Below are 26,081 nucleotides of genomic sequence, written 5' to 3' on the forward strand. Positions count from 1 at the left end.
GCTCCTTCCACCGGGTCCCTTCGAGTGTCCGCCTCACGCGCCCGGAACGCCCGTGGGCCGTTCGGCCCCGATGCCGTCCAGCTCGGCCACCGCGTCCCGGGGAAGCTCCAGGGACGCGGCGGCGATGTTCTCCCGCAGATGGTCCGGGGACGACGTGCCGGGGATCAGCGCGATGTTCGGCGACCGCCGCAGCAGCCAGGCCAGCGCCACCTGCTGCGGCGACGCCCCCAGCCGCGCGGCGACCTTCGCCAGCGTCTTGGACTGCAACGGGGTGAAGCCGCCGAGCGGGAAGTACGGCACGAAGGCGATGCGCTCCGCCGCCGTACGCGCCAGCAGCGCGTCGTCCTGCCGGTTGGCCAGGTTGTACAGGTTCTGCACGGTGACCACGGGCGCGATCGCGCGCGCCTCGTCCAGCTGCGCGGCGGACGCGGCACTCAGCCCCAGGTGCCGGATCAGCCCCCGCTCCCGCAACTCGGCCAGGGCGCCGAACGGTGCCGCGACGGAGTCCTCGTTCGGGGTGTCCATGTCGCCGAGACGCAGATTGACGACGTCCAGGCTCTCCACACCGAGGTGGCGCAGGTTGTCGTAGACCTGCGCCTTCAGGTCCTCGGGGTGGCGCGAGACGATCCAGCTGCCGTCGGCCCCGCGGCGGGCGCCGACCTTGGTGACGATGTGCAGATCCTCGGGGTAGGGGTGCAGGGCCTCGCGGATGATCTCGTTGACGACGACGGGGCCGTAGAAGTCGGCGGTGTCGATGTGCGTGATGCCCGCCTCCACCGCCGCGCGCAGCACCGCCACGGCCCGGGCCCGGTCCCTCGGCGGGCCGAAGACGTGCGGCCCCGCCAGCTGCATGGCGCCGTAGCCGACGCGGGTCAGGGTCAGGCCGTCGGCCGGGGTGACGGTGCCGCCGAGCTGTGCTGTCATGTCGTACCTCGCAAGATGTCCGGGCGCCCGGCCGGTCCGGCGCCTCGCTCTCCACCCTGCGCCGGTGCCCCCCCCGCCGTGGCAGTACCCCCGCGATCCTGGGAGTGACAGGGACAGTCACCGCCGCCCGCCCGGCCGTACGGTGGGTGCCATGGACGGATCGAACGCGCTCGGTGAGTTCCTGCGCGCCCGCCGGGCGCTGGTGCGGCCCGAGGACGTGGGGCTGCCCGGCGGCGGCCTGCGCCGGGTGCCGGGGCTGCGCCGGGAGGAGGTCGCCATGCTGGCCGGCATCAGCTCCGACTACTACCTGCGGCTGGAGCAGGGCCGGGACCGCAACCCGTCCGTGCAGGTCCTCGAGGCCGTCGCCCGCGTGCTGCGGCTGGACGCCGACGCCACGGCCCACCTCGTCGGTCTCGCCCAGGACCGGCCCGCCTTCGGGGTACGGCCCGGACGCCGGTCGCAGCGGGTCCCGCCGAGCCTGCTGCAGCTCATCGCCGGCTGGCCGCGCAACCCCGCCTATGTGCAGAACCGCTACACCGACTGCCTGGCCGCCAACGCCCTCGCCACCGCGCTCAGCCCGAACTACCGGCCCGGCGTCACCCTCCTGCGGGCCGTCTTCCTCGACCCCGCCGAGCGCGAACTGCGCCGGGACTGGGAGGAGCTGACCGAGGAGGGCGTGGCCGTGCTCCGGTCCGAGGCAGGCGCGGACGCGGACGACCCACGGCTGCGCGACCTGGTCGGCGAACTGTCCCTGCGCAGCGAACGCTGCCGCACGCTGTGGGCCCGGCACGAGGTACGCCCCCGACGCGGCCGCACCAGCCATCTCACCCATCCCCAGGTCGGCGAACTCGACCTGCACTCGAACAAATTGTCCGTGGACGGCACCGACGGACTCACCCTGGTCGTCTTCCACGCGGAGCCCGGCAGCCGCAGCGCCGAACTCCTGGACATCCTCGGGAGCCTGAGCGCGCCCGCGGGCGGCATCACCCCGGAGCGCGTCGAGGACCAGTAGCCGACCGCCGGCCCGAGGGGCCGCAGCCGGCGGAACCCCGTCAGTTCCAGGGGGTCACCGTGAGCCGGATCCGCGCGTCCTGTCCGACGATGGGGGCGGCGGTGGCGGGCAGCTCGATGTCGTTGACCCAGATGCCGGCCGCGGGGTTCTCGTCGTCGAGGGCGCCGCCGTCGGGACGGTACGCGCTGATCGGGCCGGTGATGGCGGAGTTCCAGGTGGCCGAGACGGCGGGCCCGGCGGCGCTGGGGTCGGCGCGGACGTCGATGACGAGGATGTCGTCGAAGTCCGCGGTCTGCTCCAGGTGGTCCTTGAAGCTCAGCAGGCCGTCGCACCGGTGCAGCGACAGGATCCGCAGATGCAGCGCGTACCGCATGGTGTCGGCGCCCGCCGCGAGAAGGGCGCTGTTCAGGAAGGTGGTCACCAGGGGCACGGACGCCGTGCCGGCTGCCGCGCCGTCCGGCAACTGGATCGGGCACCACTGGGCCGTCGTCTGCTCGTGCGTGACGATCTGGAGCCCGCGCACCGACAGCAGGACCTCGGCCTGCCAGGTCGTGTCGGGCCGCTGCGGCAGCAGGGCGTCGACGAGTGTGGTCTCCACCTTGCGGTCCCCGAACAGGAAGCGACGCAGATTCTGGTAGCCCTCCTCGGAGTTGACGAGTCCGTAGGTGCCACTGTGACTGCGGTGCACATAGGCCCGGTACGCGCCGGGGACGTAGGCGTTGTCGATCTGCACCAGTCCGTCGCTGCGGGGTCCGACCGTGGCGGCGGACAGGCCGTGCGCCACGTCGTAGTCCGTCGGGTCGGTGCCGATCAGGCAGAAGACGCGGCCGAGGGGGAAGTCGGACGGCCCGCCCGGTGACATGCTCCGCGCGTCCCAACCCGCGGGCGGACCACCCGGGTCGACGTCGGACTTCGGCGTCAGGTACTCGTACATCCGCTGAGGCCCGAAGATGTCCGCGCCGTTGATGCCGGTGATGTCGCGCAGTCTCTCCAGCACGCCGAAACCGACGTCGAAGGCGATGCCGCCGTGCGGGGTGCCGTAGGTGAAGAACTTGTCGACGTAGTCGGCCGGATCGCAGCCCTGATCCGGGAGGATCTTCTGCATGAGGCAGCGGCACACCAGGCCCCCCATGGAGTGGGCGACCAGGTGGACGCGCGGTGCCTGGGACTTCGCCCTGATGGTCTCGATCAGTGTCAACAGGTCCTGCGCGGCCGTCTCCAGCCGGAACTCGTGAGGACTGGCACCCCAGGTCGTCGCGGACGTGTCGTAGAAACGGTGGATCCAGATGCTGTCCTGCGGAATCGTGTCGTGGGTGGCGAGGTAGGCCTCCTGGCCGCCGTCGACCAGGATCTTGTAGCCCTCGTCCAGGTGCAGGCGCAGCAAGGGACTTTCGAACTGGAAGAAGCACGGCTGGTCGTCCGGTCCGATCCGGATGTGCGTGGAACCCAGGTTGAACCCGTAGAAGGGGTCCGTCACCGCGGTGTCGATGCCCGCGGTGTTTCCGGCGTATCCCCGGACGTAGACGATCGGGAGCTTCGGGGCCGGTGTCATACGGGCCTCCAGGAACGTCCGGCACCAGGATCCGGACCTCATGCCCGGTTCGCCGCCGAGGCTACGGATGTGCCGTCAGCCCGGCGTCACCCTCGCGTCACCCGCGCAGCGGGACGGTGACCCCGTGGCGGGAGAGCAGGTGAGCGAACCGGGCGGACGGCTCGACCCCCAGCTCGTTCAGCAGCAGCCGCCGGAACGAGCGGTAGTGCCGGACCGCCTCCATGAGATTGCCCTCCGCTAGATGCGCGGATACGGCGGCCCGGTGCGCACTCTCCCGCAGCGGATCCGTGCGCACGCTCTCCCACGCCGCCTCCAGGGCGAGTGCCGGCCGTCCCGCGCGTACGAGCGCCTCGGCCAGCGCGTCGAGGGCGTGCAGCCGCAACTGCCGCAGGCGTTCACGCTCCAGCAGCACCCACTCCTCGTCCCAGCCCGGCAGCAGGTCGTCTCCGCCCAGCAGGCCGTGCGGGAGTGGTGCGGTGGGCGCAGGAACGCTGCCCTGCAGGACGCCGAGTGCCGTCTCGGTGAAGGAATGCACGTCGACGCCCAGGCCCGTGGCGGCCACCAGGGAGTCCCCGCTGCACCGGATCAGGGGCTGGTCACCGCGCGGAAGCTTCCACAGGGTGGTGCGCAGGCTGCCCCGGGCGTGATCTTCGGTGACCTCGGGCCACAACGTCCCGGCGAGCACCGTACGGGACACACGGCGCCGTAGCGCGACGAACGCCAGCAGGCGCTGGCCGTTGCGGCACAGTTCGACCGGCTCGGCGCCGCACTCCAGCCGGAACTGGCCGAGCAGCCGCAACTGGGGAGAGGAAACCACCTTGACCGCCTCGCTCACCGGGGCGAGCGTCTCGCCGGCTCCGGGGAAGCCTCGTGCCCTCAGTTTCAGCAGGTGCGGGCGGGCTGTGCAACTTCTGAGATCAACGGGACCGGTTTTGGGGCGAGTTCAGCGGCGAACGGATCCGCGGCCCTGGGGCGGTGCGGCACGTCCGCGCCTGCGGTTGCCGCAGCGGCCTCCAGTGGCGAGAATCCGCCGCCGGAGCGAGCATGGAAGACGGTGAGCGGCGTCGCCCCACGTCAACGACCCTCACACTCCCGGATGAGGCGTACGTCATGTCATTCCACATCGCCCGTCCTGTCGCCCCGGGGCCTTGGCAGGAGTTGCGACACCATCCCGGCGACGGTCACTTCGGTGGTGACGGCGACGATCACGGTGGCGGCGCCGGCGGTCCCCATCCGTTCGGTCCGCATGACGGTCCTCCGGATCACGGCGGTCCTCCGGATCACGGCGGTCCCCCGGATCCCGGTTCGCAGGACGGGGACGTCGCGGAGGGCCCGTTCCGGGTGGTGCGGCCCGCGGACATGCTCGTCGTGGACATCACCCTGGTCAATCTGCGTTTCGACGGCCGTCGCCTGGTGCGGCGCGATCCGGCCGCGCCGACGCTCGTGGTCGTGGCACTGCCGCCGCAGCACGTGCTGGAGCAGAGCTTCGAGCAGATACCCGGCATCGCTCCCGTATTCGCGGCCACCGCCGGCACGTCCAGTCTGGCCTTCTCGGTCCCGGCCACCCTGGACGGCCTGGAACTGTCGCTGACCTCGCTGCTCGACTGGTCGAGCCTCGTGGCGATGACCGTTCCGGTCGGTCTGCCGGGTCCGGACACGCCCGATTCGACGGTGTTCCAGGGCATCCCCAGAAGCGTCATCGAGTTTCCCACCCGGCTGCTGATCACCTACGCCGAGCCGGTCGGCTGGGCGGCCCGGACCGATCCCCAACAGGCCGACGGGCGCACCGCGTTGTGGCACGCCCGGCTGCTCGGCACGCAGAACGGGGACGTGCTGCTGAGGGCCTTCGCCCGCGCGACGGTCGGGGAGCGGGGGCCGCTGCCCGACGGCAGCCCGCTCGCCGATCAGGACCTGCAGGACATCGTCACCCTCACCAGCGGGGCCGAACTCACCGTCCCGGCCGGTGGTGCCCCCGTCGACGTGCCGAGCGCGCCGTTGCACTCGGATCAGTTCATCGTCACCCCGCTGGGCGCCTCGGCCCATCTGCACGGCGACTGGGACATACCACCGGAGACCGACGGGTCCCCGAACGAGCCGGCCGGGCGGCCTCTTCCGAAGCTGCAGATGTACGACCACATCAGCGGGCTCGGGCGTGACCAGTACGTACGCGTCGTCACGCGCGGCCATTTGAGCACCGGTCACCAGGCCTCGCTCTTCAAGGAGTCCAAGCGCGTCTTCGCGGCGCACCCGAACGACGGGATCATCGCCTATCTGCAACACGAGGAGCGCATCATCGTCAAGCAGCCGGAGGTCCAGTACGCGCCGACCAGCGGATTCACGTTCGCGGGGCGCGAAATGCCCTTCCGCACGTTGCGCATTACCGACCGCGTCACCCCGCCGATCCAGCCGGTCCAGCCGGTCCAGTCGGATTCCGGAATCTTCTGGGTGAAGCTTCTGGCCTCCGGCACGGATCACCCGTTCACCCTGATCGGCACGGACTCGGAGAACCGGACCGTCAGCTTCACCATGCCCCTGGTCTTCGTGCCCGACGGAGGGACCGATCCCGGTGAGGCGTTGAGCACGGTCTACAACGAGAAGGATCCGGCAGGGACCAACGTCCCCAACCGCCGGACGCGTTTGATGTACGGCCAGACGATGGCCATGGCGCAGCCTCCGGCCGACGCGCCCGGCAGCACCGCGCACGCGGTCGAGAGCCTGACGTTCGGACTCGGCACCCTCGGTCCGTCACCGCGGCCCGCGGTCGGGCTGCCCCATGTGTCCGCCGCCGAGGTACGAGTCCACGCGGTGGAACAGTTCCTCCCGAACGTCGGTCCCCTCCCGGTCAGCTTCGACCAGACCTATCTCGAGCAGAGCATGGACGCTCACCCCGCGGGCGCCTATTTGCGCCTCGCGACCCCGCTCCCCCTGAAACTCGGGGAGGAGAAGGCCGGCGGCCTCGCCAGCCCCCAGGCCGCTCTCAGCGTGATCACCAGTCAGGCGGGAGCCGTCCCGGACGTCTTCGGCACGCAGCAGATCGCGGACCTCTTCGGCGGGGCCAAGATCCTCGGTCTCATCGACCTGACCCAGATCCTGGGCGCCATCGGCACGGACGACCTGGACCACCTTCGCAACCTCGGCGACGACCAGATCCAGGCCGTCCTGGACGACGCGAACGGCCGGCTGGCGGTGCCGGTGCTGCGCGTCCGCGACATGGCGGACGGGCAGGGCAAGGAACTGCGCTATGTGTGGAAGACCGAGCTGAAGCTGCCGGATCCGACGAAAGTCCTCCAAGTATCCAGCAGTTCGGCCTCCCCGCCCATGCTGACCCTGGACGCCCGGACCATTCGGTCGAAGGACGCTGTCGACAACACCACCGTGGACGGCAGACTGACCGACTTCGAGCTGGACTTCGGTGACATCCGGGTCGACATCGCCGACCTGAGGTTCAGAACCGGCCCGGGCAAGAAGCCCGACGTGACGGCCTCCGGCCTGGCGGTGTCGTTCCAGAACGATCTGCAGTTCATCAACACCCTCCGCAGTGCCCTGCCTTCGGACGTCTTCGGCGCCGGCGCCTATGTCGACGTCCAGCCGTCGGGGATCGTCGCGGGCTACAAACTCGCGATTCCGTCCATCCCCCTGGGCGTCTTCAACCTGTCGAACCTCAGCCTGGGCGCCGAGCTGACCATCCCGTTCGACGGCACGTCCCCCAGCTTCCGGTTCTCGGTCTCCGAGCGGCAGCACCCCTTCAACCTCAGCGTCTCCCTGTTCGGCGGGGGCGGCTACTTCTCCATGCGGGTCTTCATCCAACCCGGTGACGTGGGGAAGAGCGGCGAGGGGAGCATAGAGATCGAGGGCGCCATAGAGTTCGGCGGCTGCGCCGCGCTCGACGTCGGTGTCGCGGCCGGCGGAGTGACCGTCATGGCGGGCGTCAGCTTCATGCTCGACGGAAAGAACGCCAGGCTGACCGGATACCTACGGTTCAACGGCTTCCTGTCCGTGCTGGGCATCGTCACGGTGTCCATCGACTTCTCCGTGGAACTGAGCTACGAGCGGCACGGCCACCAGACGGTGATCCGCGGCAGTGGTCATCTCACCGTCAGCGTACGGATCGCCTTCTTCAGCAAGTCCGTTTCGATCCCCTTCGAGCGGACCTTCTCCGGCTCGTCCGCCGACCCGTCCTTCGCCCTCTGCATGCCGAGGGATTCGCACTGGCGCGTCTACTGCGCGGCGTTCGCCCAGTGATCCCGGTGGGAGACGACCATGTCCCTCGAACAGCACATCAACTGGACCGTTCTGCCGGCCGGGCTCTCGGACGACGGGACCCAGGCCAAGGTGTCGCTCTTCGTCGCACCCCGACTGCTCCCCGACACCGCACCCCTACCGGCCCCCGACGATCCGTCGGCCACGCTGTCGCAGTTCGGCGACTTCATCAACTGGCCGGTGGCGGTCGGCAAGGCCCACTTCGAGTTCGCGACGGCCGACAGTGCCACGGGGCCGTCCACGGTGTTCACCGGTCTCCTCGTACCACAGGGACCCGCCCCCGATCCGACCCTGTGGACGAGCGTCTTCCACGGGGACACCCCGCTGGAGCCCTACGTCTTCAGCACTCCCGTCTCTGACGAGCACTCGCACGCGGCACTCCGTACGTACAGCGTCAGGGAGGTCCGTGACTTCACCCGGAAGGCCTACGCCCGCGCCGCCCAGACGTGGCCCGAGGAACCGCCATCGACGTGGAACGCGCTGGGGGCGCCCGTCCCCGCCGCACCGATCGACGAGGGCCAGGGCCACGACGTCGACGGCCCCGTCCCACCGCGGCCTCCCGACCTGTCGGCGCTCTCCGATCTGGACACGTTCCACTCGATCACGACGAGAAGGCCGAGTGCCGGGTCCGGCCTCGAGACCGTGAGCGAGAGCGCGGAAGCGGACACGAACGCGCCACAGACAGGGCCGCTGAGCCCTCCCCGGCCTCCCGACTTCCACGCCATCCTCACCTCGCTCGGCGACCACCCCACGTTGCTCCGGCGTCTCGGGCTCGTCCTGGACTTCCTCCTGCCGGCCCACCAGCTCCCCGCCTCCTCGGGCGAACGGCTGCTGACCGTCGTGGCCCACTGGTCGTCCGTACTCGGATCGGCCTCGAAGGACGTGCCCGCCCGTACCCGCTACGTCTTCCTCGCGGACCGGCACGTCTTCGTCCCCGCCGCCAAGGAGGCCACGCCCGCCGAGCCGCTGGCGCCGCCGTCCCAGGGCCTGGTCGGGGTGGGGGCGGGGGAGGACTACTTCCTCGAGCAGACCGACCTCGACGCCGCCGCGCTGGGGATGCTGACGGCCTCCCAGCAGTCCACCGGCCTGTCCCCGGTACGGGCGCACGGGATATCGCTGATCGAAAACGGCCGCAAGAGCAAGCTCGCCAGTGAGTTCGACCAGGCCAAACAGTTCGACGACACCTTCGCCGAAGCCGTCAAACAGCCCTCTCCGGTGGGCCCCGTACTGGCCGCCGACGACGTGGTCCGCGGCCACCGGATGGACATCTGGGACGAGGGCCGCAGACAGTGGTTCTCGCTGCACCAGCGCGATGTGGAGTACCGCCTGCCGAACGCCGGAGCGCCGCTGCTCACCGTCTCGGACGAAGGCTTCTTCCAGGCCCACCTGGCCTCACCGCCCGACGGTTCCGCGCCCCTCGTACCCGAGCACCTGGCCACCTGGGACGGATGGTCGTTGTCCGCGCACCGCCCGGGTCTGGTGCTGGACAGCGCGCCGGACGAGCCCGGACAGCCCCCCAGGCCGCCTGTCGAGCCCAAGAACGAGGCCGGGCCGGGAGTACCGCTGGAGATCACGGTCAGCGTGCGGCCCGGTTCACTGCCCCGGCTGCGCTTCGGGAGCAGGTACCGGGTGCGGCTGCGCACCGTCGACCTGGCGGGCAACGGCCTCGACCTCACGCAGGCCACCGCCTTCACGAACCCGACGGGCCAGGCACCGGCGGACCCGAAGGACCTGACGCTGCCCGCCGGCGGCGGATTGCTGACCTTCCAGAGGTTCGAGGCCGTCCCGGCGCCGGCCGTCGCACCCAGGCTGCCGTTCGGAGAAGGCGCCTCGGCCTACCGGATGGTGATCCGGAGCAGCCCGGGCCCCGCACCGCCCCCGGCCGCCGCTCCCGGCGCCACGGGCAGCACGCAACCGGTCCTGCTCTCCAGAGTCCAGCCCCAGCAGACCAACGACGACATCCGTATCGTCCAGCGGGCTCTCATCGCGGGCGGCCACCACCTTCCGGGCGGCGACGACGGTTTCTTCGGCCCGGACACCAGGGCCGCCTACGCCGAGGAGCAGCGAGACCAGGGTTTCTCGGGCAGCGACGCGGACGGCGTCCCCGGCTGCCAGTCCCTCACCGAACTGGGGCGCAAGAACGGCTTCACCGTCGACTGCGGCACCGGCCCCGCGGGCCCCGCGGCGGCGGGCGGCACGGCGGCGCAGGAGTACGCCGCCGACTTCAACAAGTCGCCGCTGGTCACCGAGGCAGGCCACGCCCCCTACCAGGGGACCGACGAACGCCACCTGGTGGCGCCGAAGGGGTCGTTGCAGTGCGTGGAGCGTCATGGACTGCTGGACGAGGCCATCGGATCGACCGACCAGAACGTCCAGAACGCGGTCTGGGGCCTGGCCGTACGGGAGAGCGGCTCGCTGAGCGATGTGACCGGGCCGGATGTGCGGCTCGTGCCGATCACTTCGCCGTCCGCGGATCCCGCCCACCCGCCGACGACCGCGCTGCACACCGGCGAGCGGATCGAACTCCCCTATCTTCCCGATCCGCTGTCCACCGGCGCCGTCCTCCTCGACCTGCCCGGCATGCCCGCGGGCCAGCCCTTGTTCGTCCCCTGGGACGGCAGCGCGTGGCACCAACCCCAGTCCTTCCGGCTGGTGCTGGCCGAGGGCAGCGGGCCACCCCGCTTCGACGACGCGTCCAGGGTGCTGACGGTGTCGCTGCCACAAGGCGTCGTGGCGACGGTCCGGGTGTGCTCCGGGATCAAACTGGACGGGGACGTCATGGGCCTGGCCACCTGGTGCCAGGACGCGGTGCAGGACCCGGTGCACGGCGCGCCGGAGCCGCAGGCACCGGAGCAAGTGCTCGCACTGGCCGCGGCCGGCCGGCACTGGATGTTCACCCCCTGGCAGGAACTGACCCTCGTGCACGCCGTACAACAGCCGCTCAGGACACCCGTGTTGAACCTGCGGACTCCGCCACCCCCGCGTCCCGACCACGCGACGGCGCAGCAACTCGCCGGCACCATCGCGCTCGACGAGGGCACCACGGACCGGATCGACCTGGTCGCGCAGTGGACGGAGGTGACGGACGCCGGCCCCGCGGGCCGCAACGCCCAGCCGATGACGGCCCCCGTGTTCGGGCTGCTCACGGCGCGGGCGAACCGGACCGGAGCCCCCGGCGCCGCACCCGTGGTCCTCCAGGACGGCCTGCTGACCTTCGACACCGGGGCCGCCGCGACCGGCACCACCCCGCCCGACATCAAGCAGCACGAGTTCGGCGACACCAAACACCGCACGGTGCGCTACAGCCCCCTGGCAGGCAGCAGCTTCGGCGACTACTTCCCCGCGCAGTTCGCCGACCCCGGCAGGAACGACCTGTCCGTGCAGGGGGCGGCGCAGGAACTCTCGGTGCTCAGCAGCGCACCGCCCACGGCACCACGGCTGCTGTACTGCATGCCCACCCTGTCCCTGGAGCGGGCCGACGGGCCCTCCGGTGCCCTCGTCCAGCGGCGGCACGGTGGCGGTGTCCGGGTGTACCTGGACCGTCCGTGGTACTCCTCCGGAGACGGTGAACTGCTCGGCGTGGTCCTCGGCCGGCAGCCCGGGGGCGACCCGACTTCCGTGCAGGACGCCTGGGTCACCCTGATGGGACGAGACCCCGTGCACCGTTCCGCACCCGTGGTCGCGCCGACCGCCGACGTCTTCACCCATGCCGAGCAGCCCAGGAACGTCTCTCTCACGACCCCCTCCGGCCCGCTCCCCGTCACGGTCGTGGGCTTCACCCCGCAGTTCGACGCGGACGGGCAGGGCGGCCGCTGGTTCTGCGACCTGGAACTGGACACCGGGGACGCCTGTCTGCCCTTCGTCCGGCTCGCCCTGGTCCGCTACCAGCCGGACTCGATCCCCGGGGCCGAGATCTCCTCGGTCGTACTCGCCGACCTGGTACGCGTCCTGCCCGACCGTGAACTGACCGTCACGCTCGGCCAGTCGATCTCGGTCAGCCTCACCGGCCCCTCCTGGGACCCCACCGGCTCGGCGCCGCCCCTTGTCACCGCCACGCTGCAGCGCCGGCACGACGTCGTCACCGACGACGACCTCGGCTGGGTGACGCTCGAGGACACCGTCACCCAGCTGACCTCGATCGACGCGGAGTCCTCCCACAGGCCCTTCTACACCGGCCAGGTCCCGGTCCCACCCGTGCCGCCGGGGATGCCGCTGCGCCTGCTCGTCATGGAGACCGAGGGCATCCGGGCGGACGGATCCACGCCGCCCGCGCCGTCCACTCCGACCACGCCCCCGGGCCCGGTGCTCTACTGCGACACCGTCGACCTCCCGCCGAGACATGGCGGCGACGACCACGACGATCACGACGACCATGGCGGGTTCGGGCATCACTGACCTTCCGTCCCGTAGTCCCACGAGCCTGATCCGGAGGCCACACCATGTTCGACAGCGTCCGCAATTACTGGATCGGATTCAACGATCCGCTCGAAGGCCGCGTGCACTTCATGTACCTGGACCAGAAGGGCTGGGTGAGCACCGGCATCGGCAACAAGATCGACGAGACGGCACACCCCGACTCGGCGCCGACCGACGCGGAGCGGCAGAGCTCGCTGGCCGAGGCGCGGGACTTCCACTGGCTGGTCAACGACGACGACTCGGATGCGACGGCCGACCAGATCGCCGCCGACTGGGACGCCGTCAAGGGGCACCTGGAACTGGCGGCGCAGGGGCACAACGCGTTCAGGCCGCTGACCTCGCTGCACGTGGGCGACGACGAGATCGATCGCGGGGTGTTCAGCAAACTCGACCAGATGGAGTCGGTGCTCCTGTCCCACTCCGAGTTCGGCGACTTCGCCGACTGGCCGGCCAATGCGCAACTGGCGGCCCTGAGCATGTCCTGGGCGCTGGGACCGACGCTCAACGATTTCCCCGTGTTCCGGGCGGCTGTCGCCAACCACGACTGGAACGGCGCCGCCGATCAGTGTCATTTCACCCCGGACGAGGGAACCATCCAGATCCGGAACAAACTGGACCGGGAGCACTTCCTGCTGGCCCAGCTCGTCGCAGACCAGGGGCAGCCCTCGGAGCAGATCGCGATGCGGCTGTCCGACGTCTTCGAGGTCCAGGGCGCGCTGCTGGCCCTGGGGTTCAACCCGGGCCGCCAGGACGGTGCGGACGGCCCCAGTACGCAGGCCGGGGTACGGGCGTTCCAGACGGCCAACGGAATCGACCCGGCGAACGGGCAGTTCGACGACCCCGCCACGGTGAGCGCTTTGAGCTCCCGGCTCGCCGGCGCGGGTTTCAACGTGATTCCAGCGTGATCCGTTCGCGGCTTCATGCGAGAGCGAGGAAGGATTCACCGTGTCTTTCGACATCGATCTCTCCAATCCGTTCCCGTCAGGATTCACCGGTGGCCTCGGCGGCCCCAACACAGGTGACCATGTGCCGCCGAACTGGTACATCCAGTTCGGGATGGATCTGGGTGCGGGCGGGGGCACCCAGGTCTTCGCCGCCTTCGACGCACACGTCACCCGCTACACGCCGGACAACTCCGCCGCGGACACCGCGCACGTCTATGGGGCCCAGCTGTTCATGCGTGCCCCCAACGACATGATGGGCGGCTTCTACACACATCTCACCGATGTGTCGCCCGACATGGCGGTCGGGTCCTCCATCAGCAGGGGCGACCTGCTGGGCACCGTGCTCCGGTTCGACCCGACGGCCCCGCATCTCCACCTCGCGCTGGTCGAGATCATCGGCGGGGCACCGAACGGCACCTACCAGGGCGTCGATCTGTACCAGCTCTTCCAGGACACGGCCAACACGGACGATGTCACCACCGTGACGTTCATGCAGGACGGCACCCCGCCGGTCGTCAACTGACATCCACCCGATCGGAGTTCGCGGTCCCGGGCTCCGCAGTGACACGATCGGTCCGGAGCCGGTACCGACGAGCATCGGAGCGCGTATGACGACGCACAGGTCCCCCGTGGAGCAGCCGGAACGGGTCGAGGGCGTGGAGGTGAAGCCGGTCGCGGGGCACATCGGCGCCGAGATCACCGGCGTCGACCTCGCCGAACCGCTCGACGACGCCGTGGTGGCGCTGATCCGGCGAACCGTGCTGCGCTGGAAGGTGGTGTTCTTCCGCGGGCAGGAACTGGACCACGCCGGGCATGTCGCCTTCGCCCGCCGCTTCGGCGAGCCGGTGGCGCTCGGGCGTCGTGGACCGCATTCGCCGCCGGAGTTCCCCGAGATCGAGACGACGGCCGACCGGCTGGAACTGGCCGGACGGTACGGCATGGACCGCGACGAGTGGCTGCACCGGCGCCGGCACACCCTGCTGCGCGGCTGGCACTGCGACTACGGCACCCGGATCGACCCGCCGGCCGCGACCATCCTGCGCGCCGAGACCGTACCGCCCTACGGCGGCGACACCACCTGGGCCAATCTGGCCGCCGCCTACGCCGGTCTGTCGGCGCCGGTCCGTGCCTTCGTGGACGGGCTGCGCGCGGAACACCGGCTCGGCGTCGGCTACCAACCCCGGCCGGGCGACGACGCGTACGCCCGCCACCTCCTGGACCACCAGGTCGCCTCCGTCCATCCGCTGGTGCGGGTGCACCCGGAGACGGGGGAGCGGGTGCTGTTCGTCAACGGGTACTACCTGGAGCAGATCACCGACGTCTCCCGCCCGGAGAGCGCGGCCCTGCTGGAGATGCTGGTGGAGCAGGCGGTGCGTCCCGAGTACACGGTCCGCTTCCGCTGGGAGCCCGGCAGCGTCGCCTTCTGGGACAACCGGGCCACCATCCACCTCGCGCCCAGCGACCACGCGCACGTGGGCTCCGCCCGGATCATGCATCGGGTGATGCTCCAGGGCGATGTGCCGGTAGGGGTGGACGGCAGGCCGTCGCAGCCGGTCGTCGGTACGGCTCGGGGCCGGTGGTGACTCAGCCGGCGGGCCGCCAGCCGAGCGCCGGTCCCAGCTTCGTCGCCATGTCGGTGAGGATCTGGACGTAGTCCTCGTGCTCGAAGGTGAACGGCAGCGCGAACGCCACCTCGTCGACCTCGCGGAACGCGGCGTGCGCGCCCAGCCGTTCGGCGATCTCCTCCGAGGTGCCCACCAGGTCCGGTGCGAACAGCAGCCGACCCGGGCCCTGCGGGGTGGCCGTGCGCGGCAGCCGCCGTGCCGCGTAGGCCTCGTACCTGGCGCGCTGCTCCGGGCGCGCGGAGTCGGTGGGGATCACCACCAGACCCTGTGAGACCCGGGCGGCCTCGCCGTCGGGGTGCCGGTCGCGGAACGCCCTGATGAGGGACTGCTGGATGGTGGCGAAGTCCCATGGCCCGTCCGGCTGTTCCGCCCTGACCACGCTGCTGGTCAGGAAGTTCATCCCGTTCTCACCGGCCCAGCGCGCCGAACCGAGGCTGGCGCCGCCGTACCACAGCCGTCGGCCGAGGCCGGGGGAGTGCGGCTGGACCACGTCCGAGAACACCTCGAAGCCCTCGGTCCCGGTGAAGTCGCTGGCGGGCTTGCCGCGCACCAGGTCCACCAGCCGCCGCACCCGCTCGTAGGAGAAGTCCTCGGTGTCCGCCGTGTCCGGGTAGAGAGCGCCCTTGACCTGGTCGAAGTGGCCGGGCGGGCCGACGCTCACGCCCGGGTTCAGCCGGCCGCCGGACAGCACGTCCACCGTCGCCAGGTCTTCGGCGAGGCGCAGCGGGTTCTCCCAGCCGAGCGGGATCACCGCGGTGCCCAGCTCGATGCGGCGGGTGCGCTGGGAGGCGGCGGCCAGGACGGCGACCGGGGACGAGATGCCGTACTGCAGATGACGGTGGCGCAGCCAGGCGCTGTCGAAGCCGAGCCGCTCGCCCAACTCGATGATCTCCAGCGTGGACTCGTGCCCCCGGGCCGGATCGGCCGGGTCGAACAGGCCGATGGTGAGGAAACCCAGCTTGCGCAGCGGACGGGAAGGGGACGGCACGGGCTCCTCCAGCAGTCGTACGTCGGTTCCTTCTCCGATTCTGGCAGGCGGGTGTGACAACCGTGTGATCACTTCAGCACGATGACGATCTCGTCCTCGACCGGCGGATCGAGCTCCTGTGCCCGGTTGCCGGTCGCGGCGAAGCAGCGCAGCCGGATCTCCTCGGGGGCGACGTCCAGCCGCAGGAAGTTCTTGAAGAACGGCGGGCTGTAGGTGGCGGAGCTCGGTGAGAACAGCTGGGTGTAGAGCTTGCGCACCGGCAGCCGGAAGCGGGAGGCACGGTCCGGGCGGCCGCCGGTGCCGAGCAGGCTCGCGACCAGCCGGGTGCGCCGGGTCACCCGGGCCTCCGGACCGGGCGCGCGGCCCGGCTCGATGCCGAGCCGTTCGGCGACGACGGCCGTCGCCTCGGACTCGCTGAGGGTGAAGAAGCGCGGCAGTCGCAGCCGGCGGCCGTACAGACGGCTGTAGAAGGCCAGCGAGTCGCCGCGCAGCGGATAGCAGCGGAAGTCCCGCTCGGTGACGCCCGCGACCGACACCCGCGGGATGGTGTGCGTGGCGTGCATGAACGCACCGCCGCCGCCCGATACCACGTACTGGACGGTGCGGCCGTCCACGTCGACCGGGTAGCGCTGGTAGTTGTGGATGTCACCGCCGATCGCGGCCACGTAGTGGTGTTCCGCGTCCCGTACGATCTCGTCCACCGTCCCGCCGCCCTCGATCTCGCACGGGTGGTGCTCGCCGTCGACGTACAGCGGTGACCCGGTGATCAGGATCTTCGGCTTCGGCCCCCGGGACACCGCGCGCAGCCAGGCGCCCTGTTCGGCGTCGATCGTGCCGAGCAGACCGGTGTCGATGCCGACGATCCGCACCGGACCGGCGTCGATCGCCCAGTACGGCCCGGGCTGCGCGGCCTGTTGAGCGGGCGCCGGGCGCAACTTGCGTGCTGTGGCGAGCCGTTGCTGGTCGATCGGGCCGGGCCGGTGCCACAGCAGGGCACGCCACCAGGCGCGGGTGAGCGGGCGGGGCCGGGGCTCGGGGCCGAGGGGCGGGGTGTCGGCGCAGAAGACGCGCATGAACGCGCCGAGGTCCTCGTACCAGTCATGGTTGCCGGGTATCGCGAAGATCGGCGCCGGATAGTCCTGGTACGGACGGAAGAACTTGCCGTCGTAGTCGGCGGCGCTGCCGACCGGGTAGATCACGTCGCTCGCGATCACCGTGAAGTCGGTGTCCTGACTCATCTTCAGAAAGCCTGGCACGACCGCGTACTGGGGGTCGTCGCCCTCGCCGGTGTCCCCGACCACCATGAAGGAGAACGTGTCGGGGACCTCGCGTCGCATCACCTTGTCGACGGGTGCCCCGGCTGCCTCCCGGCGCGCCACCCAGCGGCCCCGGGTGCGGCCGGTCGGGTCGCCGAACCAGGACGCCAGCACGCCGTTGCGGGCGGCCCACAGGGTCCGCGGGTCGAGCCACGACAGCTTCTCGACGCGGTCCGGCATCAGCTGCTTGTAGGCACCGGGATCGGCCGAGCCCCAGCCGGCGCCCTGTGCGGTATCGCGTGAGGATTCAGACACGCCGTGCACCGTAACAACGGGCCGGTCAGGGGCGGTTGGCGGGGGTGGATCTCCAGCGGCACCGGCCCGTGCCGATGCCCCCGGCGAGGGCGCCGGCCGCTTCCGGACCGGCGCCGGCCAGCCGGTCCTGGACGCCGGCGGCCGCAGCCGCACGGGTACGCTGTGGTCTTCCTTCAGGAGGGGGCCGACCATGGAACTCGCCTTCGCCGGCCGGGTCGTGGAGTGGCGGGGGCCCGCCCCGTACTACTTCGTCCCCGTACCGGACGCGGAGTGCGCCGACATCCGCGAGGTGGCCGCACTGGCCAGCTACGGCTGGGGCGTGATCCCCGTCGAGGCCAGGGTCGGCACCACCGCCTTCACCACGTCCCTCTTCCCCCGGGACGGCGGCTAGCTGCTGCCGCTGAAGAGCGCGGTGCGCCGTCCGGAGGGGCTCTCGGAGGGGGACGAGGTTTCGGTCGCGATGACGGTACGCCTGTGACGGCCGTACGGCTGCCCGTCGTCGGTCCGCGATCAGCACGCACCGCAACACCCGGCCGCCGTACGGTGCCGGCGGCCGCGGGGCGGGCGGTCAGGTCAGGTTCAGGCCGCCGTCCAGCAGGATGACCTCGCCGGTGAGGTAGCTGCTGGCGAGCACCGACGCGACCAGGTCGGCCACGTCGGCGGGCTGGGCCGGGCGGCCCATGGGTGCGCGCTCCCGCCACAGTTCATGTGCCTGCGTCCAGTCCTTCGTCATCGGGGTGTCCACCAGCCCGGGGGCCACCGCGTTGACCCGCACGTCGGGCGCGAGCGCGCCCGCGAGCAGCCGGGTGACGTGGTTCAGCGCGGCCTTGCTCGCCGCGTACGGCACCGACGAGCCCTTGGGGCGTACCCCGGCGTGGCTGGTGATGTTCACGATGCTCCCGCCCCCGGGAGACGTACGCAGGGCGGGAAGCGCCGCGGTGCACAGCACCCAGGGCGCGATCAGGTTGACCTCCAGCAGGCGCCGCCAGTCCGCCGGGGTCGCGGCGGCCAGGTCGGCGTGCGGGATCGGCCAGCTGATGCCGGCGTTGTTCACCAGCACGTCCAGCCGCCCGTACCGGCCGAGCGCCGCCTCGACCAGACCGCGGGCCTCCTCCTCCACCTCCAGGTCGGCCCGCACGTACGCACCGTCGAGCTCCGCCGCCAGCGCCTGACCGGCACGCGCGCTGCTCCGCGAGTGCACGACGACCCGCATGCCGTCCGCCGCCAGCCGCCGCGCGACGGCTTCCCCGATCCCCGACGTGGACCCGGTGACCAGGGCTACGGGCCGATCGCTCTGTTCGCTGCTCATGATCGAGAATCCTGCCACGGGCCGACCGCGCCCTGTCCCGGACCCCGCCGGCCCTTCAGGGCGTCCCGCCACCGCCGGCCTGCGCACGGACCTCCTCCGGGTCTCGGCCCGCATCCCCGCGCCGCGCTCCCGCGGCGGGCCGGGCAGCCGATCCGCGATGCGGTGCAGATCGTCGACGGTAGCGCCCTGGATGTCGTGCCCGCTGCCGGGCCGCATGGTCGAATGCGGCCCGCCTCCCGAGCGGGCCGTGCACGGGTGCCGGGCGATCTGGTACTGCACCGCCGGAGAGATCGCGCTCCGCACGACGGCGGCCCGGCGGCGCACGGGCGAGGATCGTCCCACCTGCCGGGAAGTGGTCGGTCCGGGCGACGGCAGGGCCCCGCGGCGCGCCCGGACCGGTCGGCGAAGGTGCGCGCCGCCGGTGGACCACCCCAACCGCGCGCCCACACCGATGCGTTGGGCTCGCGAAGCCTTCGGGCAAGTCGGCGGAGCCGGCTGGAGTCCCGGCCGCCTCGAAGCGGCCTCCGGCCACGGCCGGAAGCCCCTCGACCGTCCTGTCAGCTCAGCGGATCCAGCGTGAGGTACGCCTGCTGCGGATCGCCGTCGTTCACCAGCGACTCCTGGTTGCCGACGTCGTCGAAGGCGAACGCGTAGGCCTTTCCGTCGGCCATCTGCCCATGCACCGCGCGCGCGTACTGGTTGGTCACCGGGTCCTGGTAGAAATCCGCGGGTGTGGTGTCCGGCTGGGTCGAACTGGTCAGCAGCGTCGAGCGGTTGAAACCGGCGCACAGGGTGCGGGAGATGGGCCCGCGGACCTGGTCGTTGGGTGCGTCGAGCAGCTTGTGGCAGCCGAAGACGCTGTCGGCGTCCGGCTTCTGGAAGCTGGTGACGACCGCGCCCGAGCCGTCGGTGAAGTTCATGACGCCGCCCGAGACCCGCCCGTAGTACTTGGTGTCCGGCCGGTCGGCGAACGGCGTCACGGTCAGCGTGTCGCTGGAGTACTTCTGCCAGACCCGGTTGACGTAGTCGTCCATCACGTTCGCCGGCAGAGCTCCGGTCTCCACCCCGTACAGCGGCGACAGGGCGCGCAGCACGGTCCCGTCGGAGCGGGTCTGGATCAGCCCGGCCCAGCCGCCCTGCTGTGCGCGCAGGGCGTCGAAGACGCCCGTGTATCCACCGGACTTCAGGTGCCCGGTGGTGCTCACGCTGCCGTCGGCCCGCTGCACCCCGACCGCGTAGGGCGCCGAGAACATGTCCACCTGGGTGCTGTTGAGCCACAGGCCGGAGTCGTTCAGCGTGTACTCGGACCAGTTGAAGAGGATGTCGCGGTTCGGGTCGGACGGATTCTGCACGGCAGGCTGCACCAGGCCGCCGGTGGTGAGCCGGAAGTCCAGCTTCTGGCCGTAGGAGAAGTAGATCCGGCCGGAGAACTTCGGTATCCGGATCGTCGTGGACTGCCCGGCGGCCGGGCCGGGGATCGACGCGTCCGGTGCGGGCGTCGGGGGGTTGCCACCGGCCGGCCAGACGTGGAAGGTGCCGTTCGCGTCGGCCCAGCCCTGCTGCCCGGAGGACAGCTGGGTGCCGAGGTCGTAGAGGTAGACCGGTTCGGAACGGCCCGAGTTGTTGGTGATCTTCAACGGGACGGTGTCGGGTACGGCGGCGTCGGCGCGGTCCGGGGCGCCGAGTGCGAGCACCCCGCCGACCAGGGCCGCGGCGGCCGCCAAGGGCAGCGCGGGGCGCGTGAGTGTGTGCGGCACTCTCCTACCTCCGTGTGGGGTCGGGGTCGTCGTACGGATCGTGGTCCGTACCTTTCTGAGAGCGCTCTCAGACTCGTGCCACAGCGCGTGCATGTCAATGAGGTGAACAGGGTGACGCACGGCGCCCGCCGTGCGGCGGGCGCCGTGCACCGGTGTCGGCTGGTGTCAGAAGGTGCGCTCGAGCAGGCCGAACAGGGCGGCCCAGTGCCGCTCGGACGCCTCCTCGTCGTACGCCGGCGTGTCCGCCTGTGTGTAGCCGTGCTGCGCGCCCGCGTAGACCTCGCAGGTGTGCCGGACCCCGGCATCGGTCAGGGCCTTCTCGAAGCGCTCGATCTGCTCGGGCGGCAGCGAGTGGTCGTTGTCGGCGTGTCCGAGGTACAGCTCCGCCTTGATGCGCGGGGCACCCAGGTGCGGGCTGGTCGGATCGTCGGTGGCGAGCCCGCCGCCGTGGAACCCGGCCGCGGCCGCCACCCGGTCCGGATGCGCGGCCGCCGTCCACAGGGCGAGCCGGGCGCCCATGCAGTAGCCGGTGATCCCGACCGGCCCGTCGGCGACCAGCGGGCTGTCGGCCATCCACTGCAGATAGGAATCGGAGTCCCGCCCGATCATCTCCGGGTTCAGCGCGAACACGATCGGGCCGAGCTTCTGCCAGATGGTCGGGTCCTTGCCCGGGTCCTTGAACTCGGGCAGTTCGACGACCGGGGCACGGCCGAGGCGGTAGGTCACGTTGGGCACCAGCACCGTGTAGCCGGCGGCGGCCAGCCGGTCGGCCATCTTCTTCAGGTGCGGACGCAGGCCGTAGGCGTCCTGGTAGAACAGCACACCCGGACGGGGGCGCCCGTCCGCGGGGTGGACGAGGTAGGCGTCGGCGACGCCGTCCTCGGTCCGGATGTCGACGTCGCTTCCCTGGACATCGGTCATGGTGAACAGGCCTCCCTGGGGAATGGGCGCCGGACGGCGGTAGCCCCCCGGCGCCGGCTACGGCCCATGCTGTCACGCAAGATCGCCGAAGCCGCACCCGGTGTGCCGCACGGCCGCCGCGGTCACTCGAAGCGGTCGGTGTCCCCGGCGCCGCGCCGGACGATCTCCGCCTCGCCGCCGGAGAAGTCCACGACCGTCGTCGGCTCGGTGCCGCATTCGCCGGAGTCCACCACCGCGTCCACCACATGGTCGAGCCGGTCCTTGATCTCCCAGCCCTGCGTCAGCGGTTCCTCCTCGTCCGGCAGCAGCAGCGTGCTGGACAGCAGCGGCTCGCCCAGCTCCGCGAGCAGTGCCTGGGTGACCACATGGTCGGGGATGCGCACGCCCACGGTCTTCTTCTTCGGGTGCAGCAGCTTGCGGGGCACCTCGCGGGTGGCCGGGAGGATGAAGGTGTAGCTGCCGGGCGTGGACGCCTTCACGGCCCGGAAGACGTCGTTGTCCACCCGTACGAACTGGCCGAGCTGCGCGAAGTCCCGGCACATCAGTGTGAAGTGATGCCGGTCGTCCAGATGGCGGATGGAGCGGATCCGCTCCATCCCGTCCCGGCTGCCCAGCCGGCAGCCCAGCGCGTAACAGGAATCGGTCGGATATGCGATGAGTGCGTCCGAGCGCACCGCGTCGGCGATCTGAGCGATGCTGCGCGACTGCGGGTTCTCGGGGTGCACGTCGAAGTACTTCGCCACCCGTCGAGCTTATGCCGCCCCGCGCGTCACACGCGCATCCGATGCGGTACGTCGCCGAGCACGGCGTCACCGCTGTCGTGAGCCGCGTCCGACCCCACCGCCCCGAAAGTCCCCTCCCGTCTCCTGCGTACTCCCCGGATTCCGGGGCATCCGATCAGTGAGCCGTCCTGGGCCACCCCCCCCGGCCTCGGGCGCTCGTGTCCGCCGACGGTCCACCCCCCCCCGGGCCGTCGGCGGAGCCATGTCCGTGTGCGGGGGACGCAAGCGGGCCCCTTCGGGTAACCTGCCCGGTGCGTATGCCCAGGTCAACGCGGAGAAGACGAGGGGGCGGAGGCACGTGGCGGGCCGACCGGACGAGGGTGCGGCGCCTGTGCGGCCGTACGACGGCGACAGCGCCTGGGCGCAGCAGTTGCTGGACCATCTGCGGCCCGCCGGACGTGATCTCGACCGACTCGTCGCCTGGCTCGCCCGCAGCACACGGGCGACGGTGTGCCTCCAGGACGGGCACGGCCGTCTGCTCGCCGGTGAGCGGCTGCCGCTCGACGCCGCCGTGGTAGCCGACGTCGTCGCCGGCCGGGTCGCCGCCGCGGCTCTCCAGGACGGCGTACGGCAGGTGCGCCTGGTCGGGATCCGGCACGCGGGACCCGGCCCGGCGGCCGGAGCCGTGCTGGCCGTGGCCCGCTCCGCCCCCTTCGACCGGCAGACCGCCGAGATCCTCAGCCACACCGCCGGCGTCCTGGAACTGCTGCTCAGGGAACGGGAGTTGCTGGCCTCCGGGCGACGGCTGCGGCGGGCGACCTCCGATCTGCGGCTGGCGATCCTGCAACTGCTGATGGTGGAGGACACCGTCTCCGCCCGGCGGGTCGCCGCCGGGCTGTGGCCGGGGCTGCTGGAGCAGGACACCGCCCGCGTGTACGTCGTCGAGACCTCCGCCACCGAACGCGACCGGCTCGCCGACACCTGCGTGGACGCCACCACCGGCCGGGCGCTCGTCGTGCGCTGCCCCGCGGTGGACGGGCACGTCATCGTCGTCGGCCCGTCGGCCGAGGTGGAGGAGCGGCTGCGGTCGATCATCGCCGGCCGGCCCGGCACCTTCCTCGGCGGCAGCCCGCGCCAGCGCCTCGCGCTGACCGCCACCGCCTACGGACAGGCCGTCACCGCCCTCGCCGTAGCCCACTTCCGGCCCGAGCGGTCCGCGGTCTACGCCGCCCGCACCCGCCCCGCCCAGCTCATGGACCCGGCCGGACTGCACGCCTGGGCCTCTCGTGTGCTGCGTCCGCTGGACCGGCTGCCGCATCACGTGCGCGCCGAACTGCTCGCCACCACCGGGCTGGGCCTGGAGTTCACCGCCGTGAGCGCGGCCAAGGTGCTCGGCGTCAGCCGGAACACGGTCCGCGCCCGGATGGACCGGGTCGCCGCGCTGCTCGGTGCCGATCTGTCCCGGCTGGCCGTCCGCGCCGTCGCCCACGTCGCGCTCAACACCGAGGCGGCGCACGGCCCGTACGATCCCGGTGGCCCCGCGGCCCGCGCTGCGGACCGGGACGGGCTCACCCACCTGCTCGGCACGCACGCCCTGCGCTCCTGGGGCGAGGGGCTCCTCGGCCGCCTCGACGAGGAGGGCCGGGACCTGCGCGGCACCCTGCGCGCCTGGATCGCCGCCGACGCGCACGCCGAACGCGCGGCGCGGGCGCTCGGCGTCCACGCCCAGACCGTACGCGAACACGTCCGGGCGGCCGAACCCGTCCTGGAACGCCGGCTGACGGCCGGCGGCACCGATCTGTACGAGACCGTCCTCGCCCATCTGGCCGTCGGCGAGCTGTCCGTACCCGACCTCGGTACGACGAACCGGGAGGAACCGGACTCACCTGTGCACGGGTGAGTGCCGGGCGGCCCGTGCCGGGCATTCATGCGCTACCCCGGACCCGGTATCGCACGTAAGTTCAGTGTTCCGCGGGGCACGACCGGGACGGGGGTCCGGTCGCGGCCCCGCGCTCCGCGCCCGGGAGCCTGACCGGTCGGTGTGACCGGCAGGTTGTAGACGTGCGCGGGAGAGATGATCGTCGTGACCGCCTTGCCCACCAGCGTGCTGGGCTCCTGCCCCTTGTGGCCGATGTCGGTGTTGAGGAGCGCGACGAGCGTCGTGCGCGTCGACGGCAGGTAGACGGTCAGGGACTCGTAGCCCGGCAGGGAGCCGTTGTGGCCGATCCAGCCCTGTACGTCGAAGATGCCCAGCCCGTATCCGGCGCCCTTGACCGTGGCGGTCTGCGGGGTGATCAGCCGCTGCCTCTGGGCGGCGGCACCGACCAGCGGCTTCCCGTCCGGGAACCGGCCCGTGGCGACGGTGCGCGCCCAGATGTGCAGATCGCCGAGGTTCGAGATCATCGCGCCGGCCGCCCAGCCCCAGGACGGGTTCCAGTCGGCCGTGTCGGCGACCTTGCCGTCGGCCGTCTGCTGGGTGTAGCCCTGCGCGTGCGGGGTGGGGAACTCGTTGCCCGTGGGGAAGAGCGTGTCCTTCATTCCGGCCGGATCGAGGACGTGCTGCTTGACGTAGTCCCCGAGGTGCTGCCCGCTCTCCTTCTCGACCACCAGACCGAGCAGGACGAGATTGGTGTTGCAGTAGGAGAACTCCCGCCCCGGCTGGAACAGCACCGGGTGCTTGAAGGAGTAGGCGAGCAACTGCCGGGGCGTGAAGCGCCGCGACGGGTTCGAGGTCAGCGCCTTGAAGAAGCCCGGGTCCTCCGAGTAGTTGAACAAGCCACTGCGCATCCCGGCCAGCTGACGCAGCGTGATCCTGTTCCCGTTGGGCACGCCGGCGACGTACTTGCCGATCGGGTCGTCCAGGGCGACCTTCTTCCGGTCCACCAGCTGCAACAGCCCGGTCACGGTGAACGTCTTGGTCTCACTGCCGATACGCATGTACAGATCCGGCGCCATCTTCCGGCCCGTGCTCTTGTCGGCGACACCGAACGAGCGGACGTAGCCGGGCTGCCCCGGCGTCCAGATGCCGACGGTCGCGCCGGGCACGTTCGCCTCGCGCAGCACCTTCCGTACGGCGGCGTCGAGTCGGCGCGCCACGGCGGGGGTGAGGGCGCGGACGGCGGGCCCCGAGGGGGACGGGCTCGGCGAGTCGGCGACGAGGGCGGCGGGCACGGCGGCCGGTGCCGCCCGGACGGGCCCGGCGGCGAGCGGTGTCATCAGCGTCCCCACCGCGACGGCGACCGTGACCCCTTCGAGCAGGCGTGCGGACGATGGCGACATGGGCTGACTCCAAGCACGTGAGAGCCGAACGTGCGATGAGCGGGACGTCGGAGCCCGGACCTCCCCAGCGTAGGAGCGCACCCCCCGCCCCGCCCGTCGGGCCGAGGGGGCGGCGGAACGTGCGTCCGACCGGTCACCGTCCGCACAGTGGCGCGAGGACGGCCAGGGTGCCGTTGGCCTCCCGCAGGGCCTCCTCGAGGGCGTCGGGCGCGTGGAGCGTACCGGTGCCGTCGGGTGGGACCAGCCATTCCAGGAAGCGCGCGGCCCGGTACGGCGGCGGTACGGCGACCCAGGCCCCCTTGGCCGCGTAGCGCAGTCCGGCGCCGACCCAGCCCCCGGACGGGTCCGGCGGCACGAAGAACCCGACCCGGCCCGCCGCCGTGTCGACCAGCGTCGGCCCGGGCCCCCGCACCCCCGGTCGCCACAGCAGGTCCAGGGTGAGCAGGCCGAGCCGGTCGGGGACGCTCAGCACGTCCCAGAAGCGGCCCGCCTCCAGCAGTGCGATGCCCTCGCCGTGATCCCACTCTCCTGTGCACGAGCGGGGGTCTGCCGCCGCGGCCAGCCACTCCACGCCCTGCGTCCACATCGTCTTCGTCATGCGCTGCTCCCGATGTCCTCGCTCGCCGACCCTCGGCGCAGGGAACGGCCATGACCGGGCCTTTCGTGCGCCTGCACACCAACCCGGCATATGCATGCTCGTAGATATTCCTACGCGGCGGAAGGGGTGGCGTGGCCTGGCGTTTGAGTCGGTGCGTTCGAACTCCGGCTGCCGGTTCGGCAGTTGAGGGAGGCGGATGCGTC

19 protein-coding genes and 1 pseudogene are annotated in these 26,081 nt (G+C 71.5%); 8 read left to right on the plus strand and 12 right to left on the minus strand.

What is annotated here, in order from left to right; all coding sequences use genetic code 11:
• Positions 1-33 precede the first annotated feature (33 nt).
• A complete protein-coding gene (locus tag ADK64_RS28020) occupies positions 34-924 on the minus strand; it encodes an oxidoreductase (RefSeq protein WP_053663281.1) in 891 nt (296 codons plus the stop codon).
• 151 nt (positions 925-1,075) lie between these two features.
• On the opposite strand from ADK64_RS28020, the gene ADK64_RS28025 reads away from it, so the two are divergent.
• On the plus strand, positions 1,076-1,936 hold the full coding sequence (locus ADK64_RS28025) for a helix-turn-helix domain-containing protein (protein WP_053663283.1): 861 nt from the start codon (positions 1,076-1,078) through the stop codon (positions 1,934-1,936).
• Between the two features lie 40 nt (positions 1,937-1,976).
• Here the strand turns inward: ADK64_RS28025 and ADK64_RS28030 are convergent, their stop codons facing one another.
• The 3 genes from ADK64_RS28030 to ADK64_RS48475 form a co-directional block, all read right to left on the minus strand.
• On the minus strand, positions 1,977-3,488 hold the full coding sequence (locus tag ADK64_RS28030) for an esterase/lipase family protein (RefSeq protein WP_053663285.1): 1,512 nt from the start codon (positions 3,486-3,488) through the stop codon (positions 1,977-1,979).
• Between the two features lie 97 nt (positions 3,489-3,585).
• The gene (locus ADK64_RS28035; RefSeq protein ID WP_053663287.1) at positions 3,586-4,323 is read right to left on the minus strand and encodes an AfsR/SARP family transcriptional regulator; all 738 of its coding nucleotides are present in this window, start codon (positions 4,321-4,323) and stop codon (positions 3,586-3,588) included.
• A gap of 278 nt (positions 4,324-4,601) precedes the next feature.
• Positions 4,602-4,736 carry a hypothetical protein gene (locus ADK64_RS48475; protein ID WP_267888564.1) on the minus strand — a complete coding sequence of 45 codons (135 nt, stop codon included), beginning with the start codon at positions 4,734-4,736 and terminating at the stop codon, positions 4,602-4,604.
• 111 nt (positions 4,737-4,847) lie between these two features.
• Here ADK64_RS48475 and ADK64_RS28040 point away from each other — a divergent pair, with 111 nt between their 5' ends.
• From ADK64_RS28040 to ADK64_RS28060, 5 genes are all read left to right on the plus strand, one after another.
• Positions 4,848-7,730, plus strand: a complete 2,883-nt coding sequence (locus ADK64_RS28040) for a hypothetical protein (protein ID WP_159046345.1) — start codon at positions 4,848-4,850, stop codon at positions 7,728-7,730.
• A gap of 18 nt (positions 7,731-7,748) precedes the next feature.
• Positions 7,749-12,143: a peptidoglycan-binding domain-containing protein gene (locus ADK64_RS28045; RefSeq protein WP_053663291.1), complete on the plus strand. Its 4,395-nt coding sequence runs from the start codon at positions 7,749-7,751 to the stop codon at positions 12,141-12,143.
• Between the two features lie 44 nt (positions 12,144-12,187).
• A complete protein-coding gene (locus ADK64_RS28050; protein ID WP_053663293.1) occupies positions 12,188-13,069 on the plus strand; it encodes a peptidoglycan-binding domain-containing protein in 882 nt (293 codons plus the stop codon).
• A 40-nt stretch (positions 13,070-13,109) separates the two neighbouring features.
• Positions 13,110-13,631 carry a peptidoglycan DD-metalloendopeptidase family protein gene (locus ADK64_RS28055; protein WP_053663295.1) on the plus strand — a complete coding sequence of 174 codons (522 nt, stop codon included), beginning with the start codon at positions 13,110-13,112 and terminating at the stop codon, positions 13,629-13,631.
• 85 nt (positions 13,632-13,716) lie between these two features.
• Positions 13,717-14,691 carry a TauD/TfdA dioxygenase family protein gene (locus tag ADK64_RS28060; protein WP_053663297.1) on the plus strand — a complete coding sequence of 325 codons (975 nt, stop codon included), beginning with the start codon at positions 13,717-13,719 and terminating at the stop codon, positions 14,689-14,691.
• Between the two features lies 1 nt (position 14,692).
• Here ADK64_RS28060 and ADK64_RS28065 read toward each other — a convergent pair whose 3' ends face one another.
• Positions 14,693-15,721: an LLM class flavin-dependent oxidoreductase gene (locus ADK64_RS28065; RefSeq protein WP_053663299.1), complete on the minus strand. Its 1,029-nt coding sequence runs from the start codon at positions 15,719-15,721 to the stop codon at positions 14,693-14,695.
• A gap of 68 nt (positions 15,722-15,789) precedes the next feature.
• Positions 15,790-17,292: a metallophosphoesterase family protein gene (locus ADK64_RS28070; RefSeq protein ID WP_107093109.1), complete on the minus strand. Its 1,503-nt coding sequence runs from the start codon at positions 17,290-17,292 to the stop codon at positions 15,790-15,792.
• Between the two features lie 190 nt (positions 17,293-17,482).
• Here ADK64_RS28070 and ADK64_RS28075 point away from each other — a divergent pair.
• A pseudogene (locus ADK64_RS28075) lies at positions 17,483-17,770 on the plus strand (DUF1905 domain-containing protein).
• A 90-nt stretch (positions 17,771-17,860) separates the two neighbouring features.
• On the opposite strand, the gene ADK64_RS28080 reads toward ADK64_RS28075, so the two are convergent.
• From ADK64_RS28080 to ADK64_RS28095, 4 genes are all read right to left on the minus strand, one after another.
• Positions 17,861-18,601, minus strand: a complete 741-nt coding sequence (locus ADK64_RS28080; protein WP_053663303.1) for an SDR family NAD(P)-dependent oxidoreductase — start codon at positions 18,599-18,601, stop codon at positions 17,861-17,863.
• Between the two features lie 557 nt (positions 18,602-19,158).
• The gene (locus tag ADK64_RS28085; protein WP_234384719.1) at positions 19,159-20,358 is read right to left on the minus strand and encodes a glycoside hydrolase family 64 protein; all 1,200 of its coding nucleotides are present in this window, start codon (positions 20,356-20,358) and stop codon (positions 19,159-19,161) included.
• A gap of 165 nt (positions 20,359-20,523) precedes the next feature.
• The gene (locus ADK64_RS28090) at positions 20,524-21,279 is read right to left on the minus strand and encodes a dienelactone hydrolase family protein (RefSeq protein WP_053663304.1); all 756 of its coding nucleotides are present in this window, start codon (positions 21,277-21,279) and stop codon (positions 20,524-20,526) included.
• 122 nt (positions 21,280-21,401) lie between these two features.
• Positions 21,402-22,022, minus strand: coding sequence for an L-threonylcarbamoyladenylate synthase (locus tag ADK64_RS28095; RefSeq protein WP_053663306.1), 621 nt, complete (start codon positions 22,020-22,022; stop codon positions 21,402-21,404).
• 337 nt (positions 22,023-22,359) lie between these two features.
• Between ADK64_RS28095 and ADK64_RS28100 the strand changes: the two genes are divergently transcribed.
• Positions 22,360-23,901 carry a helix-turn-helix domain-containing protein gene (locus tag ADK64_RS28100; RefSeq protein ID WP_053663308.1) on the plus strand — a complete coding sequence of 514 codons (1,542 nt, stop codon included), beginning with the start codon at positions 22,360-22,362 and terminating at the stop codon, positions 23,899-23,901.
• A gap of 32 nt (positions 23,902-23,933) precedes the next feature.
• On the opposite strand, the gene ADK64_RS28105 is transcribed toward ADK64_RS28100, so the two are convergent.
• Both ADK64_RS28105 and ADK64_RS28110 read right to left on the minus strand, forming a co-directional pair.
• Positions 23,934-25,280, minus strand: coding sequence for a serine hydrolase domain-containing protein (locus ADK64_RS28105; protein WP_078992873.1), 1,347 nt, complete (start codon positions 25,278-25,280; stop codon positions 23,934-23,936).
• 133 nt (positions 25,281-25,413) lie between these two features.
• Entirely contained in the window at positions 25,414-25,878 is a 465-nt protein-coding gene (locus ADK64_RS28110) for a hypothetical protein (RefSeq protein WP_053663310.1), read from the minus strand.
• Positions 25,879-26,081: the final 203 nt, after the last annotated feature.

This window comes from Streptomyces sp. MMG1121 (assembly GCF_001280015.1).
Taxonomy (GTDB): Bacteria; Actinomycetota; Actinomycetes; order Streptomycetales; family Streptomycetaceae; genus Streptomyces.